The organism is Qipengyuania algicola, assembly GCF_042492175.1.
In the GTDB taxonomy this organism is placed as follows: domain Bacteria; phylum Pseudomonadota; class Alphaproteobacteria; order Sphingomonadales; family Sphingomonadaceae; genus CAJXSN01.
The window spans coordinates 1,791,341-1,809,388 of the sequence record NZ_CP170453.1 but is presented as its reverse complement, the minus strand read 5'-3'; the positions used below and the strand labels follow the sequence as shown (position 1 = coordinate 1,809,388).

Here is an 18,048-nt window from a genome sequence, read left to right as displayed (position 1 = left end):
TCGCCGTAGGTTCAGTTGCATCTGCGACGGGTCATAGCGGAATCTCGATCGGCAGAGACGTTGTGAACAACTTCGCCAATGGCATCGCCATCGGGACTGACACGAGCCTCGGCGGGCTCGATTCCATTGCAGTAGGCCTCAACAGCAGCACCGGCGCGGATGGGGCAGCAGCCTTTGGCAGAAACGCCTCGGCATCGGCACTCAACACGGTGGCCATCGGCTCAGGAAGCACCGCCAGCGCGGCAGAAGCAATTGCAATCGGAACCTCCAGTCTGGCTAACGGGGCCGACAGCGTGGCGGCCGGGCGTGCAAGCAGAGCATCCGGTACTTCGGGCATCGCCACCGGGTTGGACAGCATCGCCGACGGGAACTTGAGCACGGCCATAGGAGCTCAGACCCGCGCCTTCGGCACTGGCGCGATTGCCTTCGGCGCGCACGCTACAACGTACAACGCCGTGGGGACGACCGATGGCAATATCGCTATCGGCAGTCAGGCTGGCGGCATCAAAACCACCGCCAATGGCGGCAACTCCATCGCATTGGGTACGGCCACTCAAGCCACCGGCGCGGGCGCGATTGCTATCGGTGGTGATGGCGCGGACACGGGCGTCGAAGGCGCCGAAGCCACGGCTGAAAACGCACTGGCCGTGGGCGTGGATACGGTGGCGGCTGGGACCAGCAGTTCTGTCTTCGGGCATTTGGCCAATGTCGGTGCGGCTGGCGTAGAAGCCACAGCCGTTGGTTTCCAATCCAGCGCGACTGCTCTCAGAGCCTCCGCCTTTGGTCGTAATTCGCTGGCCACCGGAGCGAACACCACCGCCGTCGGCAGCGGCGCGCAGGCAACCGGCGGCGGGGCCTCTGCGTTCGGTCTGGCCGCGCGGGCGACGGCCAATCGCGCCACAACGGTCGGCCGAGCTTCCACCGCCAGCAATGCCGATACTGTGGCTGTCGGACATGCAGCAACGGCTAGCGGCAACCGCGCCACCGCCATCGGCAATGCGGCCCTCGCCGCGCAGACCAGCACCACCGCCATCGGTGACGGAGCGCAGGCAAATTTCGCCCGCAGCCTCGCCATCGGGTTCGGCACGGTCAGCACCGGGGCGGACAATGTCAGTATAGGCAACAGCGCTGCGACGTATAATCTCGCAGGCCTCGCCGCGCCGACGGCGGGTACTTTTGTGCTGACTATTGACCAGAACGGGCGGCTGGCGACGGTGGCTAGTTCAAGCCTGTCTGGCAGTGGCAGCCTGGACGCTCGCCAGTTTGCAAGCGCCCCGCAAGGCGTGGGTGCTGGCTGCGTTAGCGGACCGCAGAGCACTTCGCTCGAATGTGGCGCTAATTCGACCACTGGCACAGCCAACGCCTCAACAGCAGTCGGCACCCAAAGCGAAGCCACTGCGGACCAGACGTCGGCTTTCGGCCGCTTCGCACGGGCCAATGGTGCCGAAGCAACCGCCATTGGTTACAATGCAATAGCCACGGGCGCCGGGGCAACGGTGCTGGGAGAAAGCGCGTTTGCATCGGCGATTGACGGTATTGCTGTTGGCCGGGAGAGCGACGCAACGGGCACCACCAGCATTGCGATCGGGTCCTTTTCCGCTGCGAGTGCAGAGGATGCGACCGCTATCGGCAACAATGCCGCTGCGGGTGGGACCGGCGCGATTGCCGTTGGCGATGCTGCCAATGCGGCCAATGTCGGCGCGATTGCGATCGGTGATGGAGCACAGGCGACCGGCACTTCTTCCAGCATCGCAATCGGGAGAAGCAGTACCTCCAATGCCGGCAATGCTATCGCAATGGGTGATTTGGCAACGGCGTCAGGCTCGAGCTCGATCGCGATTGGCTTTCAAGCGGGCGCGACAAGCTTCGATGCAATCGCCATCGGTGAAGGTGCGCAAGCCACAGAAGCCGGTGCAATCGCCATCGGAGACGGGGTGAGAGCGACTGGGGAAGAGACGCTCGCCATCGGTGATGGGTCGGAAGCTCTCGGCAGAAGGTCGACCGCAGTAGGCGGCGCTTCATTTGCGATTGGCATTGAAAGCACCGCCGTCGGCGACGACAGCGGTGCAATTGCCGATCAGGCATCAGCATTCGGGCACAATTCCCGCGCGCTGGGTATTGGCAGTACGGCGCTGGGCGTCGATACGGATGCCACCGGGGTTGAATCGAGCGCGGTCGGTTTCGGTTCGCAGGCCACAGCCGACGGAGCCTCTGCCTTTGGCCGGGTTGCCAATGCAAGCGGGCTGAACTCCACTGCATTGGGTAACGGTGCCAGTGCTGCGGGCGGCGGATCCGCTGCCATTGGTACCGGTGCTCTAGCTTCGGCCAACCGGTCCACGGCCATCGGACGCGGATCGCGTGCATTGAACGCCGACACCACCGCAGTCGGGCATCAGGCCAACGCCTCTGCCCCGCGCAGCACCGCCATCGGAAATGGCGCAACCGCCGCCTTCACCAATTCCACAGCAATTGGCCACCAGGCAGCGACCACTCGGTCAAACCAAGTTGTCCTGGGCGGGACCAATTCCTCGGTCGTGGTCGCCGACATCGATGCCAGCACGGCACAGCAGGTCGGGCCGGTCGATGTTGTAACCGTGGATGCCACCGGCACGCTGGGGCGGCAGGCGGTTGCCAGCATGAGTCAGCTCAATTCCGTCACCTTGGCAGTCGATCATATCTCTGCCGTGACCGATGCGCAGTTCAATGCGCTGACTGGCCGCGTCGGGGGCCTCGAAACCGATGTTGCCAACCTCAACTTCCAGCTCGGCGATCTGGATGAAAGCACGCGCGGCGGCATTGCCTCTGCTGTGGCGATGGGCGGCATGATGGTGGTGCCTGACAAGACCGTCAGTATCTCCCTCAACGCCGCCAACTACCGCGGCGAGCAAGGCTTCGCGGGAGGCATCACGGCACGCGTCGGCGACGGCGTCTACCTCTCGGGCGGCATTGGTGGATCGACGGCAAGGAAATCCACCACCACCCGCGTGGGCGTGGCCTTCGGCTTCTGACCTGAAACTGGCAGGAAGCAGGGGCATGGAGCGTGCGCGTTTCATGCCCCTGCCGTGTACGTACCCCTGCCCCCTCGCCTGTAGAGAACCCCGGCGCACGCGAAGGCCCGCACTCTTCCGCAGACAACCCTCGCTCATCGGCAGCTGATGCGACTAATCCGTTCCAATTGTCCGCTTTGACAGCGCCCTGCTTTCGGGTCACTGTCGGCGGCAACCGGGGGAAGCGTTCAAGTATAAACCCGGGTCGCAAGCGCCTCTTCCGGACGTGAATTTCACCCGGAAGGAATATCAATGCGTAATCAACTGCTTCTCGGCGCGGCCAGCGCTGCCGTCGCCATTGCCTGCAATGCCGGGCCTGCCCATGCGCAGGAGCAATGCCCCGCCCCGCAAAGTGCCGAGGCGACGATGCTGGCGCTGACTGATGAAGACCGGGCCGTCGATTGCGCAACAAAAGCACTCGGCATCGATCAAATATCGGATGCGCAGAGGCCGCTTCTGCTTTCCACCTATGGCGGCGCAGCTCCGGCCGGCGCTGTGCAGGCGATGGTCACCCGGCGGGAGGAGAGCCTGCTCGATCAGCCGATGGGCGCGATTGCGGCCTGCGAGGAATCCTTCGGTCTGGAATGCGGCTCGGGCTCTTCCACGGGTGATGCTAGCTCTACGGCTATCGGCATCAGCGCCGATGCTTCAGGTCTATCGGCCACAGCACTCGGCAACGGCGCGTCTGCCAGCGGGCGCGATTCCACAGCATTGGGCACCGGCGCAATCGCGTCTGACCAGAACGCAACCGCTGTCGGCAGCGGGGCAAGCACTGGGGCCAATCGCGATGCGACTGCCATCGGCAGAGGCGCAACGGTGACCGGCGACGGCGGTACTGCAGTCGGCGAAAGCGCAAAAGCCCTTGTGAACGGCTCTGCGCTCGGGGATGACAGTTCGGCCACGGGCGCGCGTTCGACTGCGCTTGGCGACAGCGCTCTTGCCACCAGAAGCAGTGCCATCGCTGTAGGTGCGACATCTGCCGCAACCGGCGATGCCTCGATCGCTATCGGGGGCGACCGGCTCTTGGGAGCCAGTCCAGGTGCCAGGGCACAAGCCGCGCGTTCCATTGCAATCGGTGCATCGAGCGATGCCAGCGCCGATAACGCCATCGCCATCGGGGCGGGAGCATTGTCCTCCGGCATGAATGCAACCAGCCTTGGCAGCTTTGCCGATGCGCAGGCGGTCCAGGCCGTAGCTGCGGGCAGTTTTGCCCGCGCCACAAACGCTCAGGCGACCGCTTTGGGAGCCAATGCGGAAGCGCTGGGCACCACATCCCTAGCCCTCGGAGCTACTTCAAAGGCGTCTTCTTCCGGTGCCATCGCGATTGGCGGCGATAGCGGCGATGCCGGTGCCCTCGGGGCCAATGCATTCGGGATCGATTCTGTGGCAATCGGCGCCGATGCGTACACTCAAGACGATCAGGCCACGGCCGTCGGCGGGGGTGCATCGGCGTTAAACGCGCGCGGCTCTGCCTTCGGGGCCTTGGCCGTCGCCGATGGAGAGGAAGCGACGGCCATAGGCAGCAACGCCGCCGCCGCTGCCCGCGCATCCGTGGTCGGAAGAGGAGCGACCGGCTTTGCCGATTCTGCCGTGGTGGGCGCTTTTGCCGCGGCCAATCTCGATTCTGTGGCAATCGGCGTCTCCGCCGACGCACAGGGCACAGATTCCATCGCGATCGGACAAGACAGCGGAACGGCGAGTTCGGGAACAATCGCGATTGGCGGAGACAGCTTCGACGCGGACAGTCTGGGCGCACAAGCGACCGGACTCAATGCCATCGCAGTCGGCCCCGATGCCGTCGCCTCCGGCCAGCAATCCATCGCCATGGGGCCGGGTGCTGCCGTATCGCAGACGCTGGGTATGGCCTTCGGTTTCAACTCCTCTGCGGCTGAACGGGCCAGCGCCTTCGGTCCGGTCGCCAATGCGAATGGCACCTATTCGGTCGCGCTGGGCTTCAACAGCCGAACCTTCAACAAGGGCGGTATCGCAATCGGCGACTTTGCATCAGCCGCCGGACCGGGCGCGATTGCGATTGGCGATGACGGAGCGACGGATGACGGTTTGGGCTCCCGTGCGATCGGTGAGCAGTCCATTTCAATCGGTTCGGAAAGCACGGCAGTGGGCGCAGAAGCAATCGCACTCGGGGCGGACTCCGTCGCCTCAGCAGTTCAATCTGTTGCGCTCGGCAATTCGAGTGATGCGCTTGGTACGGGCAGCGTGGCCATCGGCAATTCCGCTCAGGCAACCGGTCTAGCTTCGATTGCTCTTGGTGACGGCGTTGCAACGGCAAGCGGTCAGGCCTCTGTCGCAATCGGACGAAGCGCCCGCAGTCTTGGCCTCAACAGCCTTGCGATCGGCGTCAGCTCCAATGCCGGGGCCGAAAGCGCAAGCGCGTACGGTTTGCTGGCGTCTGCGCAGGGAGAACGCTCTACTGCTCTCGGCGCAGAATCTACGACAAGTGCTGCGGGAGAGGAAGCGACTGCCGTGGGATATCTTGCCCAGGCCAACGCGCTCAATGCCTCCGCTTTCGGACGCAATGCGCGCGCACTTGGCGCGAACGCAGCGGCTGTCGGCAGCGGAGCGCAGGCTAGCGGCGGCGGAGCCTCTGCGTTCGGGCTGGCAGCGCGCGCGACAGCGAACCGTGCAACCGTTGTGGGCCGTGCTGCCCTCGGCTCTAATGCCGATACGGTAGCGGTGGGCCATCAGGCGACCGCCAGCGGTGTGCGCTCCACCGCCATCGGCAATGCGGCCCTCGCCGCTCAAACCAGCACGACGGCCATCGGTGACGGGGCGGCAGCGAACTTTGCTCGCAGCCTCGCCATCGGGTTTGGCGCCGCTAGCACCGGGGCGGACAATGTCAGCATCGGCAACAGCGCTGCGACCTATAATCTCGCAGGACTTGCCGCGCCGACCACCGGGACCTTCGTGCTGACCATCGACCAGAATGGGCGGTTGGCAACGGTGGCCAGTTCGAGCCTGTCGGGCGTTGGCGGTGTCTCCAGCGCTTCGCAAACTGGTTTCGTCAATGCTCCGCAAGGCGCAACTGCCCCCTGTATCGGAGGTGCAAGAACCTTGGAATGCGGTGTCGATTCGGAAATCGGCACGGCCCTCGATTCAGCCGCAGTAGGCCCAAATGCCAGAGCGACAGGAACGGCCAGTGCTGCATTCGGTTATTCGGCAAATGCGTCTTCAGCGAATGCGACAGCTATCGGGGCCAATGCGCTTGCGTCCGGGGAGCAATCGATTGCTCTAGGCGGCGATGCTTTCGCTGTGAATGCTGCTCAAGCAACCGGCTTCAGCGCAATAGCGATAGGCAGTTCCGCCGATGCAACCGAGATTAGATCGCTTGCGATAGGCTCTGCGGCGGATGCCACCGCTGCCAGCGCAATATCGATCGGCCACGCAGCCCTGAGTGATTTTGAAAGCGCAATTGCCATAGGCCGATCTGCTAATGTTGGCGGAGAAAGGGCCACGGCGCTGGGCGCGTTCTCAAATGCCGACGCCTCGCAGGCAATCTCGCTTGGAAATAACTCTTTCGCAGCGGCGACCCGCGCAATAGCCATCGGCAGCTTTGCAAGGGGGCAAGGCGTCGATAGCACAGGTGTCGGATACCTCAGCGTTGCGAGCGGTGCTGGCAGCACTGCTCTCGGAGCCAACACCCAGGCCACGGGCGAGGAATCGAGTGCAGTCGGCATTGGTTCCATCGCCACATCCGAAGGTGCCTCTGCCTTTGGCCGTTCAGCCAATGCGGGCGGTGCGAACTCCACGGCACTGGGCAATGGCGCGAGCAGTGGTGGCGGCGGGGCGACGGCCATCGGTAACAGTGCCTTCGCTACGTCAAATCGGTCAACTGCTGTAGGGCGCGGATCGCGCGCCCTGAGGGCCGATGCAACCGCTGTCGGTCAGCAAGCCCGCGCAGGCGGCATTCGCTCCACTGCGGTCGGGAACGGAGCGACGGCCAACTTCACCGACGCGACAGCAATCGGTGCAGGCGCGACGAGCACTCGCTCCAATCAGGTCACTCTTGGCGGCGCGGGTTCCTCCGTCGTTGTCGCCGATATTGATGCCAGCACGGCGCAACAGGTCGGGCCGGTGGATGTGGTCACTATCGACGCCACCGGCACGTTGGGGCGGCAGGCGGTTGCGAGCATGAGCCAGCTCAACTCGGTGTCCGCTTCGGTCGATCATATCGCGGCAGTGACGGACGCGCAGTTCGATGCGCTGACGGGCCGGGTCGGCGCGCTGGAGACGGGCCTCTCGAATGTCAATTTTCGGCTCGATGAACTGTCCGACAGCACCAGCGGCGGGATCGCGGCGGCGATGGCGTTTGGCGGCACGATGATCGTACCGGACAGCAATCTCTCGGTCAGCCTCAACGCCTCTACCTATCAGGGCGAGCAGGGTTTTTCCGGAACTTTGACAGCGCGAGTCGCCGAGCGGATCTACATTTCGGGCGGACTCGCCGGATCGACGGTGCGCGATACCACTGGCGGGCGGGTCGGAGTCGCTTTCGGCTTCTGACTCAGCTGTGGCCGATCCGCTTCAAATAAAAGAAATATTCATAAGGTTTCTAACATTTTAATTGACATATGTCGGATTCTTACAACGGAAAATCTTTGACTCCCTTCTGCGGCAGGCGCAGGAAATGCCCACGCCGAGGGGAGTCGTAAGAACACAACCACGGTCGCACACGCCCCTCTCGGGGAACCATGAATCATGGCCAATCGAGAGGAATAAAACATGCGTAATCAACTGCTTATCGGTGCCGCGAGCGCCGCTATTGCACTAGCCATCAGTGCCCATCCCGCAGCCGCTGCGGATGATGCAGAGTGCCTTGCACCCGGTGCCGAATCGGGCGCGGCCGGTGATGCGGGTCTCAAACCTTGCGACGAAAATCCGGAAGCGGGCGGTGCTGTTGCCGATATCACCGGATCGATCCCATCAGGCCAGTTGGCGCTCGTAGCTCCCGATCAGGTAGCAACCCGGCGGCTGCCGGGCGGTTCTGCGGATGCAGAAGACAACGAACTGGAACGCCCCATCGATCAGCCGCAGGATGCCACCGCGCCGTGTAACACAGGCACTGGCGGTTCTTCACTCGAATGCGGCGTAAACTCTAACGCAAGTGGAAGCTTCAGTACTGCACTTGGCACCTCCACAGTCGCTTCCGCATTCGATGCCGTCGCGGTCGGCTACAGCGCAGATGCAACCGGTGATAACTCGACGGCAGTCGGTGCAACCTCGTTGGCTTCTGGCGCTGAATCCGTCGCGCTGGGCGACTCCGCGAGAGCCGATTTCGCAGACTCCGTTGCCTTGGGCCAGAGTGCCGATGTGGGCGCAGCGAGCGCAGTTGCCGTCGGTGCAGATGCCAATGCCAACGGCTTGAACTCGATTTCCATAGGTGCGCAGACCCTTGCGACGGGGACCGGTTCAGTCGCAATTGGCGGCGATTCTACGGATGCTGACGCATTGGGCGCGCAGGCTACCACCACGTCGGCCACTGCTATCGGTGCCGATGCCGTCTCCTCGAGCGCCAACACGGTCGCGCTTGGCACGCGGGCCCTCGCCAGTGGTGCTTCCTCTACTGCGGTTGGTGCTTTTAGCGATGCCAATGCGTCGAGTGCCGCCGCTTTCGGGGTAAGTGCACAGGCGACACTGGCCTCGACGACTGCGATCGGCACCTCGTCCACGGCTACCGGCGTGCAGGCGACAGCAGTGGGGCAGGCCGCGAATGCCACAGCCGACAACGCAACAGCGCTGGGCCGTGATGCAGACGCCACGGCAGCCGATGCCGTTGCCATCGGCGAAGGCTCGGATGCCTTTGGTGTCGGCGCTATCGCTCTTGGCCGCGATACCGATGCGGGCGGGCTCCGCGCTATTGCGATAGGCAGTGATGGAGCGGATGCAGATGTTCTGGGCGCGCAGGCAAGCGCCACCGGCGCTGTTGCTATCGGGGCCGACGCGGTAGCCAATGCCATTGGCAATGTTGCAGTGGGTGACGCGGCCCTTGCCGACGGCAGCGGCAGCGTTGCTTTTGGCGGCGACAGCAATGATGGCGATGCGCTAGGTGCTCAAGCGACCGGGACATTCGCCACGGCTATCGGGTCCGATGCTGTGGCCAGCGGATCGAACGGTGTTGCCGTTGGTGAAGGCACCTTCGCCTCAGGCGATCGCTCGACAGTGGTCGGGACGAGTTCTACCGCTTCAGGATCGAGTTCTTCTGCCTTCGGGGAAAGCGCGAACGCAACCGGCAACGATTCAGTCAGCGTTGGCCGGTTGTCGACTGCAACAGCTGACCGCGCTACATCGGTCGGTACCTTCGCCAACGCAACTGGAATCGATGCCACCAGTCTGGGCCAGGATGCCGATGCCACGGCTCTGCGAGCCACGGCCATTGGCAGCGAATCCGATGCCGGCGGCGAAGACAGCATCGCGATAGGCGTTCAGACCGATGCCACCGCGATAGACTCCATCGCCATTGGTGGCGACGGCGGGGACGCCGATGCTCTCGGCGCTCAGGCCAGCGCCATCCAAGCCATCGCGCTGGGCGCTGATGCGCTGGCGTCGTTCAATGGTTCGGTCGCCATCGGCGCGAGCAGCATCGCCACCACGGGTGACGCGGTTGCCGTCGGACTCTCGGCACAGGCCACAGCTGACGACACAGTAGCCATCGGGCGCAGCGCGGTTGCCTCCGCAATTGATACAACCACGGTCGGAGCGTTTGCCGATGCCACAGCCAATGAAGCGACAGCGCTGGGCCAGGGTTCCTTCGCAAGCGGCGTCCGCAGCATGGCTCTTGGCAGCTTTTCCAGCGCGTCAGGATCCGATGCGGTGGCAATCGGGCGGTCCGCCACAGGTTCGAATACCGGAGCAACCTCGGTCGGTAACTTTGCGAATGCGACTCAGGTGAATTCGACATCGTTGGGCCAGGACGCGGACGCGACCGGCACACGCGCCACTTCCCTCGGTGCCGAGTCCGACGCCAGCGGTGAAGACAGCATCGCCATCGGGGTCTTCACTGACGCTATCGGTGCGGACGCCATCGCCATTGGGGGCGATGCAGGCGATGGGGATACACTGGGGGCTCAGGCAACCGGTGACAGGGCCGTCGCTCTGGGGCCGGATGCAGTGGCCTCTGCCGAAACGGCACTGGCTCTGGGTGACGGGACAAACGCCGGTGACTTCGGCGCTATTGCAATCGGTGATGGGGCAAATGCCCCCTTGAGTTTCAGTACGGCAATTGGCGGAAACGCGCTGGCTAACGCTCAAAACAGCATTGCTATGGGTGTATCGGCCACCACGACCGGTCTTCGGGCCATCAGCCTCGGCTTTAGCGCCAATGCGGACGGGACCGATTCCATCTCCATCGGCAACAATTCCCAAGCCTCAGCCACCTCGGCAGTCGCAATCGGGGATGACTCTACAGCCGCTTCGGGAGCCAATTCTCTCGCATTGGGCACCAGCGTGCTCGCATCCGGTTCCAACGCTATCGGGATCGGGACGGATGCCAACTCGGTGGCGTTCAACTCGCTGGCGGTTGGCCGGATCGCCTCAGCTACGGCGGACAATGCTTCGGCCGTCGGTTCGCAGTCTGTCGCGGATGGTGTCAGCAGCTCGGCCTTCGGCTATCTCGCCAATGTCGGCGCAGGGGGCGAAGAAGCCACCGCGGTCGGCTTCCAGGCCGCTGCATCTGCTCTCAGAGCCTCGGCCTTCGGGCGGAACTCGTCCGCTTCGGGCGCGAACTCCACGGCAGTTGGCAGCGGGGCGCAAGCAACCGGCGGGGGCGCTTCCTCCTTCGGTCTGGCGGCCAATGCCAGCGCTAACCGCTCCACTGCAGTGGGCCGTGCTGCGGTCGCCAGCAATGCCGATACGACGTCGGTTGGTCACCAGGCGGCAGCAACCGGTAACCGCGCGACGGCTATCGGTAACGCGGCGGTTGCGGGGCAAACCAGCACCACCGCCATCGGTGACGGAGCACAGGCAAACTTCGCCCGCAGCCTCGCCATCGGCTTTGGCACGATCAGCACCGGGGCAGACAATGTCTCCATCGGTAATGCCAGCGCGACTTACAATCTGGCCGGTCTTGCCGCGCCGAGCGCAGGCACCTTCGTGCTGACAATCGACCAGAACGGGCGTCTGGCTACAGTGGCCAGCAGCAGCCTTTCCGGCACGGGCGATTTCGCATCTTCTGCCACACTGGCCGCCCCGCAACTGGCCAACGCTCCGCAAGGGGCTGGTTCCGGGTGTGTGACAGGCTCTGGTGGAACCAGCACGCTGGAATGCGGAATCAACTCGACCACCGGTTCGGCAACTCTTGCGACAGCCATCGGCACCAGTGCGGAAGCAACAGCTCTCGGCGGAACCGCCCTTGGGCGGCTGTCCGATGCTACCGCAAGCTACGCCACAGGGCTCGGCTATGCTGCCGATGCAGATGGGCTGAACTCTACCGCGGTCGGGGCCTTTGCAACCACCAATGCCGAGGCAGCAATCGGGGTTGGCTACAACGCAGATGCGACGGCTGCTGAGGCGATAGCCGTTGGCCGCAACAGCGATGCGACGGCTGTTGGCGCTATCGCCATCGGCGGGGATGCCTTCGATAATGAGGGCACGGACAATTCGTTGGGCGCTCAGGCTACCGGGGCCTACGCAATTGCCGTCGGTGTCGATTCAATTGCCGCTGGTCAGGATGCGGTTGCCATTGGCTCAAATTCTCAGGCCGATGGAGTGCGCGGGATTGCGCTGGGCGTGTTCGCCGATGCCAATTTCACCGACTCCATCGCGATTGGCGGAGGTTCCGATGCGGGCGCAATCGATGCTATCGCCTTCGGACGGCTGGCCAATGCCAGCAATATCGATACCATCGCTATCGGTAAATCGAGCGTTGCGTCGGGAGTTGGCAGTGTTGCACTGGGTGAAGGTGCGGAAGCATCCGGCCCTAGCGGTACGGTTGCAATCGGCGACAATGCCTTGGCAAACCAGGCCGACGCTATCGCCATCGGTGAGAACTCAGTTGCATCGTCCGCATCCGCGATTGCCATCGGCGATTCGGCCGATGCAACCGGCGGACAGGCAATCGCTATTGGTGACGCTGCCTTGGCGGATCAGTCTGGAGCCATCGCCTTGGGCGACGGTGCACAAGGTTCGGGCATCGAAGCGGTCGCCGTCGGGGACTTCAGCCGGGCAACCGCCGCGCAGGCCTCCGCTTACGGGCATGACTCGCTTGCCAGCGGCGTCGGCAGCACCTCGCTTGGTATGTCGACCGATGCGACCGGTGTGGAATCCTCCGCCGTCGGCTTCGGTGCACAGGCAACCGCTGACGGCGCCTCGGCCTTTGGCCGGGTTTCCTCGGCCAGCGGCAACAACGCCACGGCTCTGGGCAACGGTGCCAATGCAGGCGGCGGCGGCTCTGCCGCCATCGGTACCGGCGCGCTGGCCTCGGCCAACCGGTCCACGGCCATCGGCCGCGGATCGCGGGCCACCAATGCCGACACCACCGCTGTCGGCCACCAGGCCAATGCCGGCGGCCCGCGCAGCACGGCAATCGGTAACGGTGCCACGGCCGCGTTCACCCAGTCGACGGCCATCGGTCACAATGCCACCACCACCCGCTCCAACCAAGTGGTTCTCGGCGGAGCGAACTCCTCCGTCGTGGTGGCCGATATCGATGCCAGTACCGCCCAGCAGGTCGGTCCGGTCGATGTCGTGACCGTGGATGCCACCGGCACGCTCGGCCGTCAGGCAGCGGCCAGCATGAGCCAGCTGAACTCGGTGCAAAGCTCCCTCAACAGCATTGCCGCCGTAACCGACGCGCAGTTCAGTGCCTTGTCGGGCCGCGTTGGCGGGCTGGAAGCGGGCCTTGCCAATGTGAACTTCCGGCTGGATGAACTGACGGACGAAGCGCAGTCGGGCATTGCCGCAGCCATGGCGCAGGCCGATGCGCCGATGCCTTCGGCTCCGGGCAAGACCAGCTATGCCGGCAAGGGTGCGACGTTCCGGGGCGAATATGCCTTCAGCATCGGTCTGACGCATCGCCTGAACATCGACACGCCGTTCGCGCTGACCGCAAGCGTCAGCCATGCTGGCGACAGCAACACCGGCATCACCGTCGGTTTTGCGGGCGAGTTCTAAGCCTCGATCAACAGACAGGCTCTGGGATCGGCCGGGGGCGCACCATGCGCTTCCGGCCGATTTTCTATTGGAGCCGGGCCAGCTGTTTCACACGAATTGCAAGCGCGACAGGGCGAGAAAAACAAGCGCGCCGCCCGCCAATGCCGACAGCCCTGCCCACAGGCTGGTATGCCGCGCCATCATCTTGCGTGACAGCGCCAGAAACCGGTCCCCCGCCGCCAGAATGAACAGCCCTTCTGCCGCAGCAATCCCGCCAAGCAGCGCAATTCCCGCGGCCAGCCAGTCGCCCCGCTTGATCGCTGCATCCCAGCCGCCGACCAGGTAAAGAGTCGCACCCAGGATGACGCATACGATCCCGGTCAGAAACCGGGTGCCGGGGCTGGCCTCCAGATCCTCGACCATGGCCATCCAGCTACCCGGAACGCGCAGCTCGCCCACGGCGGCGGCCAAAGAATAGAGTCCGAGAAATAGAGCAATCCATGCGGGCAGTTCTTGTGGGGACGACATAGCTAAACTCCTCAATGGTAAGAGGCACTTGTCCAACCAATTCCTGCATATTATCGACAGAAACGGGATCGGGGCCGAGGGGGCCCTGTACACGTAAGAGGGCCTTTTTCACATGACGCCGAATTTCCGTTCGCGGAGAGCGCTTCTGCTCGCCACCACGACTGCTGCTGCCAGCGCACTGGCTTTTGCCGCCACACCTGCAAGCGCCGATGCAACCGCGCCCTGCAACGTCGATGCCGGACCGGACGGCACGATTGGCACGGCCGACGATGGCCTTGAATGCGGGGTCAACTCCGATGCCAGTGGCAATACCGCCACAGCGCTGGGCAACAATGCCAATGCCATTCAGGACCAGGCAACGGCGGTCGGCGCTTTTGCCAACGCGGATGCCGTCAATTCGATTGCCATTGGCTACAGCTCTTCGACCTTCGATGACATCGGCGGCGGGACCAATATCGGACAGATCGCCATCGGCACCTTCGCCGCAGCAAACGGCAACCGTGCGGTGGCGCTTGGTACATTCGCAAACGCAAACGAAGCCTTTGGCGTTGCGGTCGGGGGCGACGCAGCTGCGCTCGGCAACTCGACCGCGGTGGGATATGATTCTCAGGCCGGCGACCAATTTTCCAGCGGCGACTTTTTTGCGACAGCAGTCGGCGCAAGCAGCTCTGCGGGCGCAGAGGCCGTCGCGATCGGTTTCGATGCCGTGGGGATTGCAGCGAGTGTGGCCGTCGGTTCGCGCAGCGCGGCCGCCTTGCAGGGCATTGCGATTGGTGCGGACGGAGACGACATGGATGCAATCGGGGCGAGCGCAGCCACGCAGGCGATTGCCATCGGCACCGACGCAGAGGCCGGCAACACCGAATCCATCGCGATTGGCCAGGAAACCAAAGCCTTTGCCAATGACGCCCTCGCTATCGGGCCGCGCGCCTATGTGGACCAGAATGGCGCAGGCTCGGTCGCGCTCGGCTTCGGGTCGTACACCAACGAGGCGAATGTCATCTCGGTGGGCTCTTCGGGCGCCGAGCGCCGGATCACCAATGTTGCACAAGGCGTCAACGGAACGGACGCGGTCAATGTCGCGCAGCTCAACGCCGCGATTGCCGGTGTCGGAGGCGGCGGAGGCAGCGGCTCGCCCTATCTCGTGGTGAATTCCGACGGCGCCCTGCCAACCGCGTTGGGGCTGGACGCTATCGCTATCGGTGAGGCCGCATCGGCCGGGGGTGCCAGTGCCGTTGCGCAAGGTGTTGGTGCCAATGCAGCAGGCTTTGATTCCATCGCGATTGGCGAGAATGCCGCCGCGACAAGCGGCGCTGCGATTGCGATTGGTGCAGGCTCGGTCAGCAATTCCAGCTTTGCTGTAGCCATCGGCCTGAACACTACCGCCGTGAGTGCCCGCACCGTAGCCATCGGCGAAACTGCCAATGCCAGCGGCCTCGCCGCTACCGCCATCGGTAACAATTCGACTGCAGCCGGCGAAGGCGCTGTAGCAGTTGGCGAACTGGCCGATGCGGCCGCCTTCGACTCGGTTGCCATCGGTAGCGAGGCGCGGGCGGCCGGTTCGGGCGGTGTAGCTCTGGGCCGCTTCACCGACGCGGAAGAAGCGAACGGCATTGCGATCGGCCCCGAAGCGCAGGCTATAGGGCCGTCGGGCGCAATGGCCATCGGCTGGATGAGCAATGCCACAGCGAAAGGGGCCACCGCCATCGGTACGATTTCGCAAGCGACAGGCGACGACGCGCTCGCCATCGGACGCGGTGCGAATGCGAGCGCGGAAGACGCGATTGCCGTTGGCGAAGGTGCGATGGCATCGGGTGCATTTTCGGCAGCCATCGGCGATGCAGCAGTGACAAGCGGGGTCGGCGCTGTGGCCTTCGGCAACCGTGTGGAAGCCTCCGGTTTGCGCTCGATTGCTATCGGCGGTGTCGAAGGACTGGGAACACCTGGCACCGGCGCCAACGCCTCAGGCAACGATTCCTTCGCTGTCGGTGCATCTTCGACTGCGACACAGACTTTCGCCATCGCCATTGGCAACAGTGCAGCTGCAACTGGCGTCAGTGCGACAGCCCTGGGACGCGCGGCCAGCGCTGCGGGTCAAAGCAGTTTTGCTGCAGGTGACAGTGCTAATGCGATAGGTATTGAATCGGTGGCCATAGGGTCTGTCGCCGCCGCACAGAATAACTTCGCTACGGTCGTCGGCGTTGGCGCCGGAAACGCCGATTTCGGAAGGCTGTCGGGCACTCAGGCGACCGTGATCGGCAACCGAGCATCGGCAGGCGAATTCGCAACTGCGGTTGGCACGAATTCCTCTGCTGCCGGACAAAGCGCTGTCGCAGTCGGTGACTTCTCTGCGGCCGATGCCATTTTTAGCGTAGCTATGGGCGTTGCCAGCGTTGCTTCGGGGGATGTCTCCACAGCCATCGGCTCGAGCGCGGATGCCACAGGTGAGCGTGCAGTTGCCGTTGGTAACAGCGCGCAGGCTACCGGTGCCCTTTCAGCAGCCTTTGGTCGCCTCGCAGATGCTTCCGGCGATCACGCAACGGCTGCCGGTTCGTTTGCGAATGCCAGTGGGCTGGCCGCTGTCGCTATCGGTGGTGACTTCGACGATAACGGCACCGGAGCAGTCGCCACAACCAATGGCGCGGTGGCTCTGGGTGCAGACTCGGCGGCAACCAATACCGGCGCCATGGCACTGGGCCGCAGCGCACAGGCCACGGGCGTTGCGGCAACCGCCATCGGTTCAGGAAGCTCCGCCACCCAATTGGGCGCAACCGCCATCGGGAACGGCGTCGCAGCCAATTTCGAGCAGGCGACCGCCATCGGTAACTCGTCTGTTGTCGGAGCAAACCTTGCCACCGCCATCGGTGCGCGTTCGACGGCGACGGGGCTGAACTCGGTTGCCATCGGCTCGCTGTCGGTTGCATCGGGCAGCGGTTCGCAGGCGATCGGGCGCAGCGCAACTGCGACAGGCAATCTGGCTTCGGCCAGTGGCCAGCAGGCGAAAGCAAACGGCAACCTGGCCAGTGCCTACGGCGCGCGGGCCAACGCGGCGGTTGCGCGGGCGACGGCGGTCGGTTCGGACAGCGTTGCCAGCGCGGGCAGCAGCACTGCGCTGGGCAATGGCGCATCGGCAACGCATAGCGGCTCGACAGCGTTAGGCGCGGGCGCTGCGACCACGGCGGCCAACCAGCTGGTTCTGGGCGGCAGCGCCACCTCGGTGGTGGTTGCCGGCATCGACGCCAGCACGGCGGCGCAGGTCGGGCCGGTGGATGCGGTGACAGTGGACGCCAATGGCACGCTGGGCCGTCAGGCGGTGGCAACAGCCAGTGCCGTTCGCTCCGTCCAGACATCGATCGATCACATCGCTGCGGTTACCGATGCGCAATTCGATGGACTGTCGGGCCGGGTCGGGACGCTGGAAACCGGGCTTTCCAACCTTCGCTTCCAGCTGGACGAGCTGGACGAGAGCATGACCGGCGGAATTGCTGCCGCGATGGCCATGGGCGGCGCGCAAATTGTGCCGGGCAAGGCGATTTCGATGACGGTTGCAGGCTCCACCTACAAGGGTGAGCAGGCGTTTGCCGGATCGATCACCGGGCGGATTACCGACAGCGTGTATCTGTCCGCCAGCGTTGGCGGCAACACGGGTGACGACGCCGTCGGCGGCCGTGTCGCAGCAACCTTCGGGTTCTGACCGCACGCCTCTTGCCGGCAACAAAAAAGGGACGGCCTTCGCGGGCCGCCCCTTTTCTTTTGGTCGAATGATTGCGCTTAGCTTGCCGGCAGGCCCGCCGCCTGCATCTCGGCCGCCGACATGATGCCGTCGCGGTCCTGATCCAGCGCATCGAAATTGCCCTGCGTGCGGATCCGGTATTCTACCAATGTAATGGCGCCGTCACCATCACGGTCGAATTCCTGAACACTCGGCACCGGAACAGCGCCCACCGCATTAGGGTTGGAAAGAGCGGCGAATTCCTGGGGCGAGAGGGCGCCATTGCCATCGGTGTCCAGCTGCTGGAAAATCTGTTGGTTCAGTCGAAGCGCAGCGGCCTGTTGCAATTGCACCCGGCGCTGCCCGATTTCCGCGTCGGTGATAATCCCGTTCTGATCGGCATCCAGCTGGGTGAACTGGGCATCCATCTGGGCAATAAACTGCGCACGGCTTAGGCTGCCATCGCCGGTCTCCTGCGCGGATACGGCAGTGCTGGACATGGCGGTAGCGGCGAGCGTGGCTGCACTGATTGCGGCAATGCCAAGGGTGGTTTTCATCACGATTCTGGTCCCTGTAGAAATTCTGCGCAAAGCATAGACCACTCGCCTAGCACGGCCAAGCTGTCCGCAGAATGAGCGACAGTCGCGTGTCAGAACG

6 protein-coding genes are annotated in these 18,048 nt (G+C 64.1%); 4 read left to right on the top strand and 2 right to left on the bottom strand.

The window, feature by feature from the left end; all coding sequences use genetic code 11:
• Positions 1 to 62 precede the first annotated feature (62 nt).
• The 3 genes from ACFCW2_RS08565 to ACFCW2_RS08555 all read left to right on the top strand — a co-directional run bounded on the left by ACFCW2_RS08565 (position 63) and on the right by ACFCW2_RS08555 (position 13,172).
• Positions 63 to 3,008, top strand: coding sequence for a hypothetical protein (locus ACFCW2_RS08565; RefSeq protein ID WP_379548950.1), 2,946 nt, complete (start codon positions 63 to 65; stop codon positions 3,006 to 3,008).
• Between the two features lie 291 nt (positions 3,009 to 3,299).
• Positions 3,300 to 7,568 carry a beta strand repeat-containing protein gene (locus ACFCW2_RS08560; protein ID WP_379545673.1) on the top strand — a complete coding sequence of 1,423 codons (4,269 nt, stop codon included), beginning with the start codon at positions 3,300 to 3,302 and terminating at the stop codon, positions 7,566 to 7,568.
• Positions 7,569 to 7,787: 219 nt separating this feature from the next.
• Complete coding sequence (locus tag ACFCW2_RS08555; RefSeq protein WP_379545672.1) at positions 7,788 to 13,172, top strand: beta strand repeat-containing protein; 5,385 nt, start codon at positions 7,788 to 7,790, stop codon at positions 13,170 to 13,172.
• Between the two features lie 87 nt (positions 13,173 to 13,259).
• Here ACFCW2_RS08555 and ACFCW2_RS08550 read toward each other — a convergent pair whose 3' ends face one another.
• Positions 13,260 to 13,679, bottom strand: coding sequence for a hypothetical protein (locus ACFCW2_RS08550; RefSeq protein WP_379545671.1), 420 nt, complete (start codon positions 13,677 to 13,679; stop codon positions 13,260 to 13,262).
• Positions 13,680 to 13,791: 112 nt separating this feature from the next.
• Here ACFCW2_RS08550 and ACFCW2_RS08545 point away from each other — a divergent pair, with 112 nt between their 5' ends.
• On the top strand, positions 13,792 to 17,373 hold the full coding sequence (locus tag ACFCW2_RS08545; RefSeq protein WP_379545670.1) for a hypothetical protein: 3,582 nt from the start codon (positions 13,792 to 13,794) through the stop codon (positions 17,371 to 17,373).
• A gap of 77 nt (positions 17,374 to 17,450) precedes the next feature.
• Here ACFCW2_RS08545 and ACFCW2_RS08540 read toward each other — a convergent pair whose 3' ends face one another.
• The gene (locus ACFCW2_RS08540) at positions 17,451 to 17,948 is read right to left on the bottom strand and encodes an EF-hand domain-containing protein (protein ID WP_379545669.1); all 498 of its coding nucleotides are present in this window, start codon (positions 17,946 to 17,948) and stop codon (positions 17,451 to 17,453) included.
• Positions 17,949 to 18,048 lie beyond the last annotated feature (100 nt).

What these genes read in the sequence shown, in the direction of transcription:
- ACFCW2_RS08555 (WP_379545672.1), top strand. Translation starts at nt 7,788, where the DNA reads ATGCGTAATCAACTGCTTATCGGTGCCGCGAGCGCCGCTATTGCACTA.
- ACFCW2_RS08540 (WP_379545669.1), bottom strand. Translation starts at nt 17,948, where the DNA reads ATGAAAACCACCCTTGGCATTGCCGCAATCAGTGCAGCCACGCTCGCC.
- ACFCW2_RS08545 (WP_379545670.1), top strand. Translation starts at nt 13,792, where the DNA reads ATGACGCCGAATTTCCGTTCGCGGAGAGCGCTTCTGCTCGCCACCACG.
- ACFCW2_RS08550 (WP_379545671.1), bottom strand. Translation starts at nt 13,679, where the DNA reads ATGTCGTCCCCACAAGAACTGCCCGCATGGATTGCTCTATTTCTCGGA.
- ACFCW2_RS08560 (WP_379545673.1), top strand. Translation starts at nt 3,300, where the DNA reads ATGCGTAATCAACTGCTTCTCGGCGCGGCCAGCGCTGCCGTCGCCATT.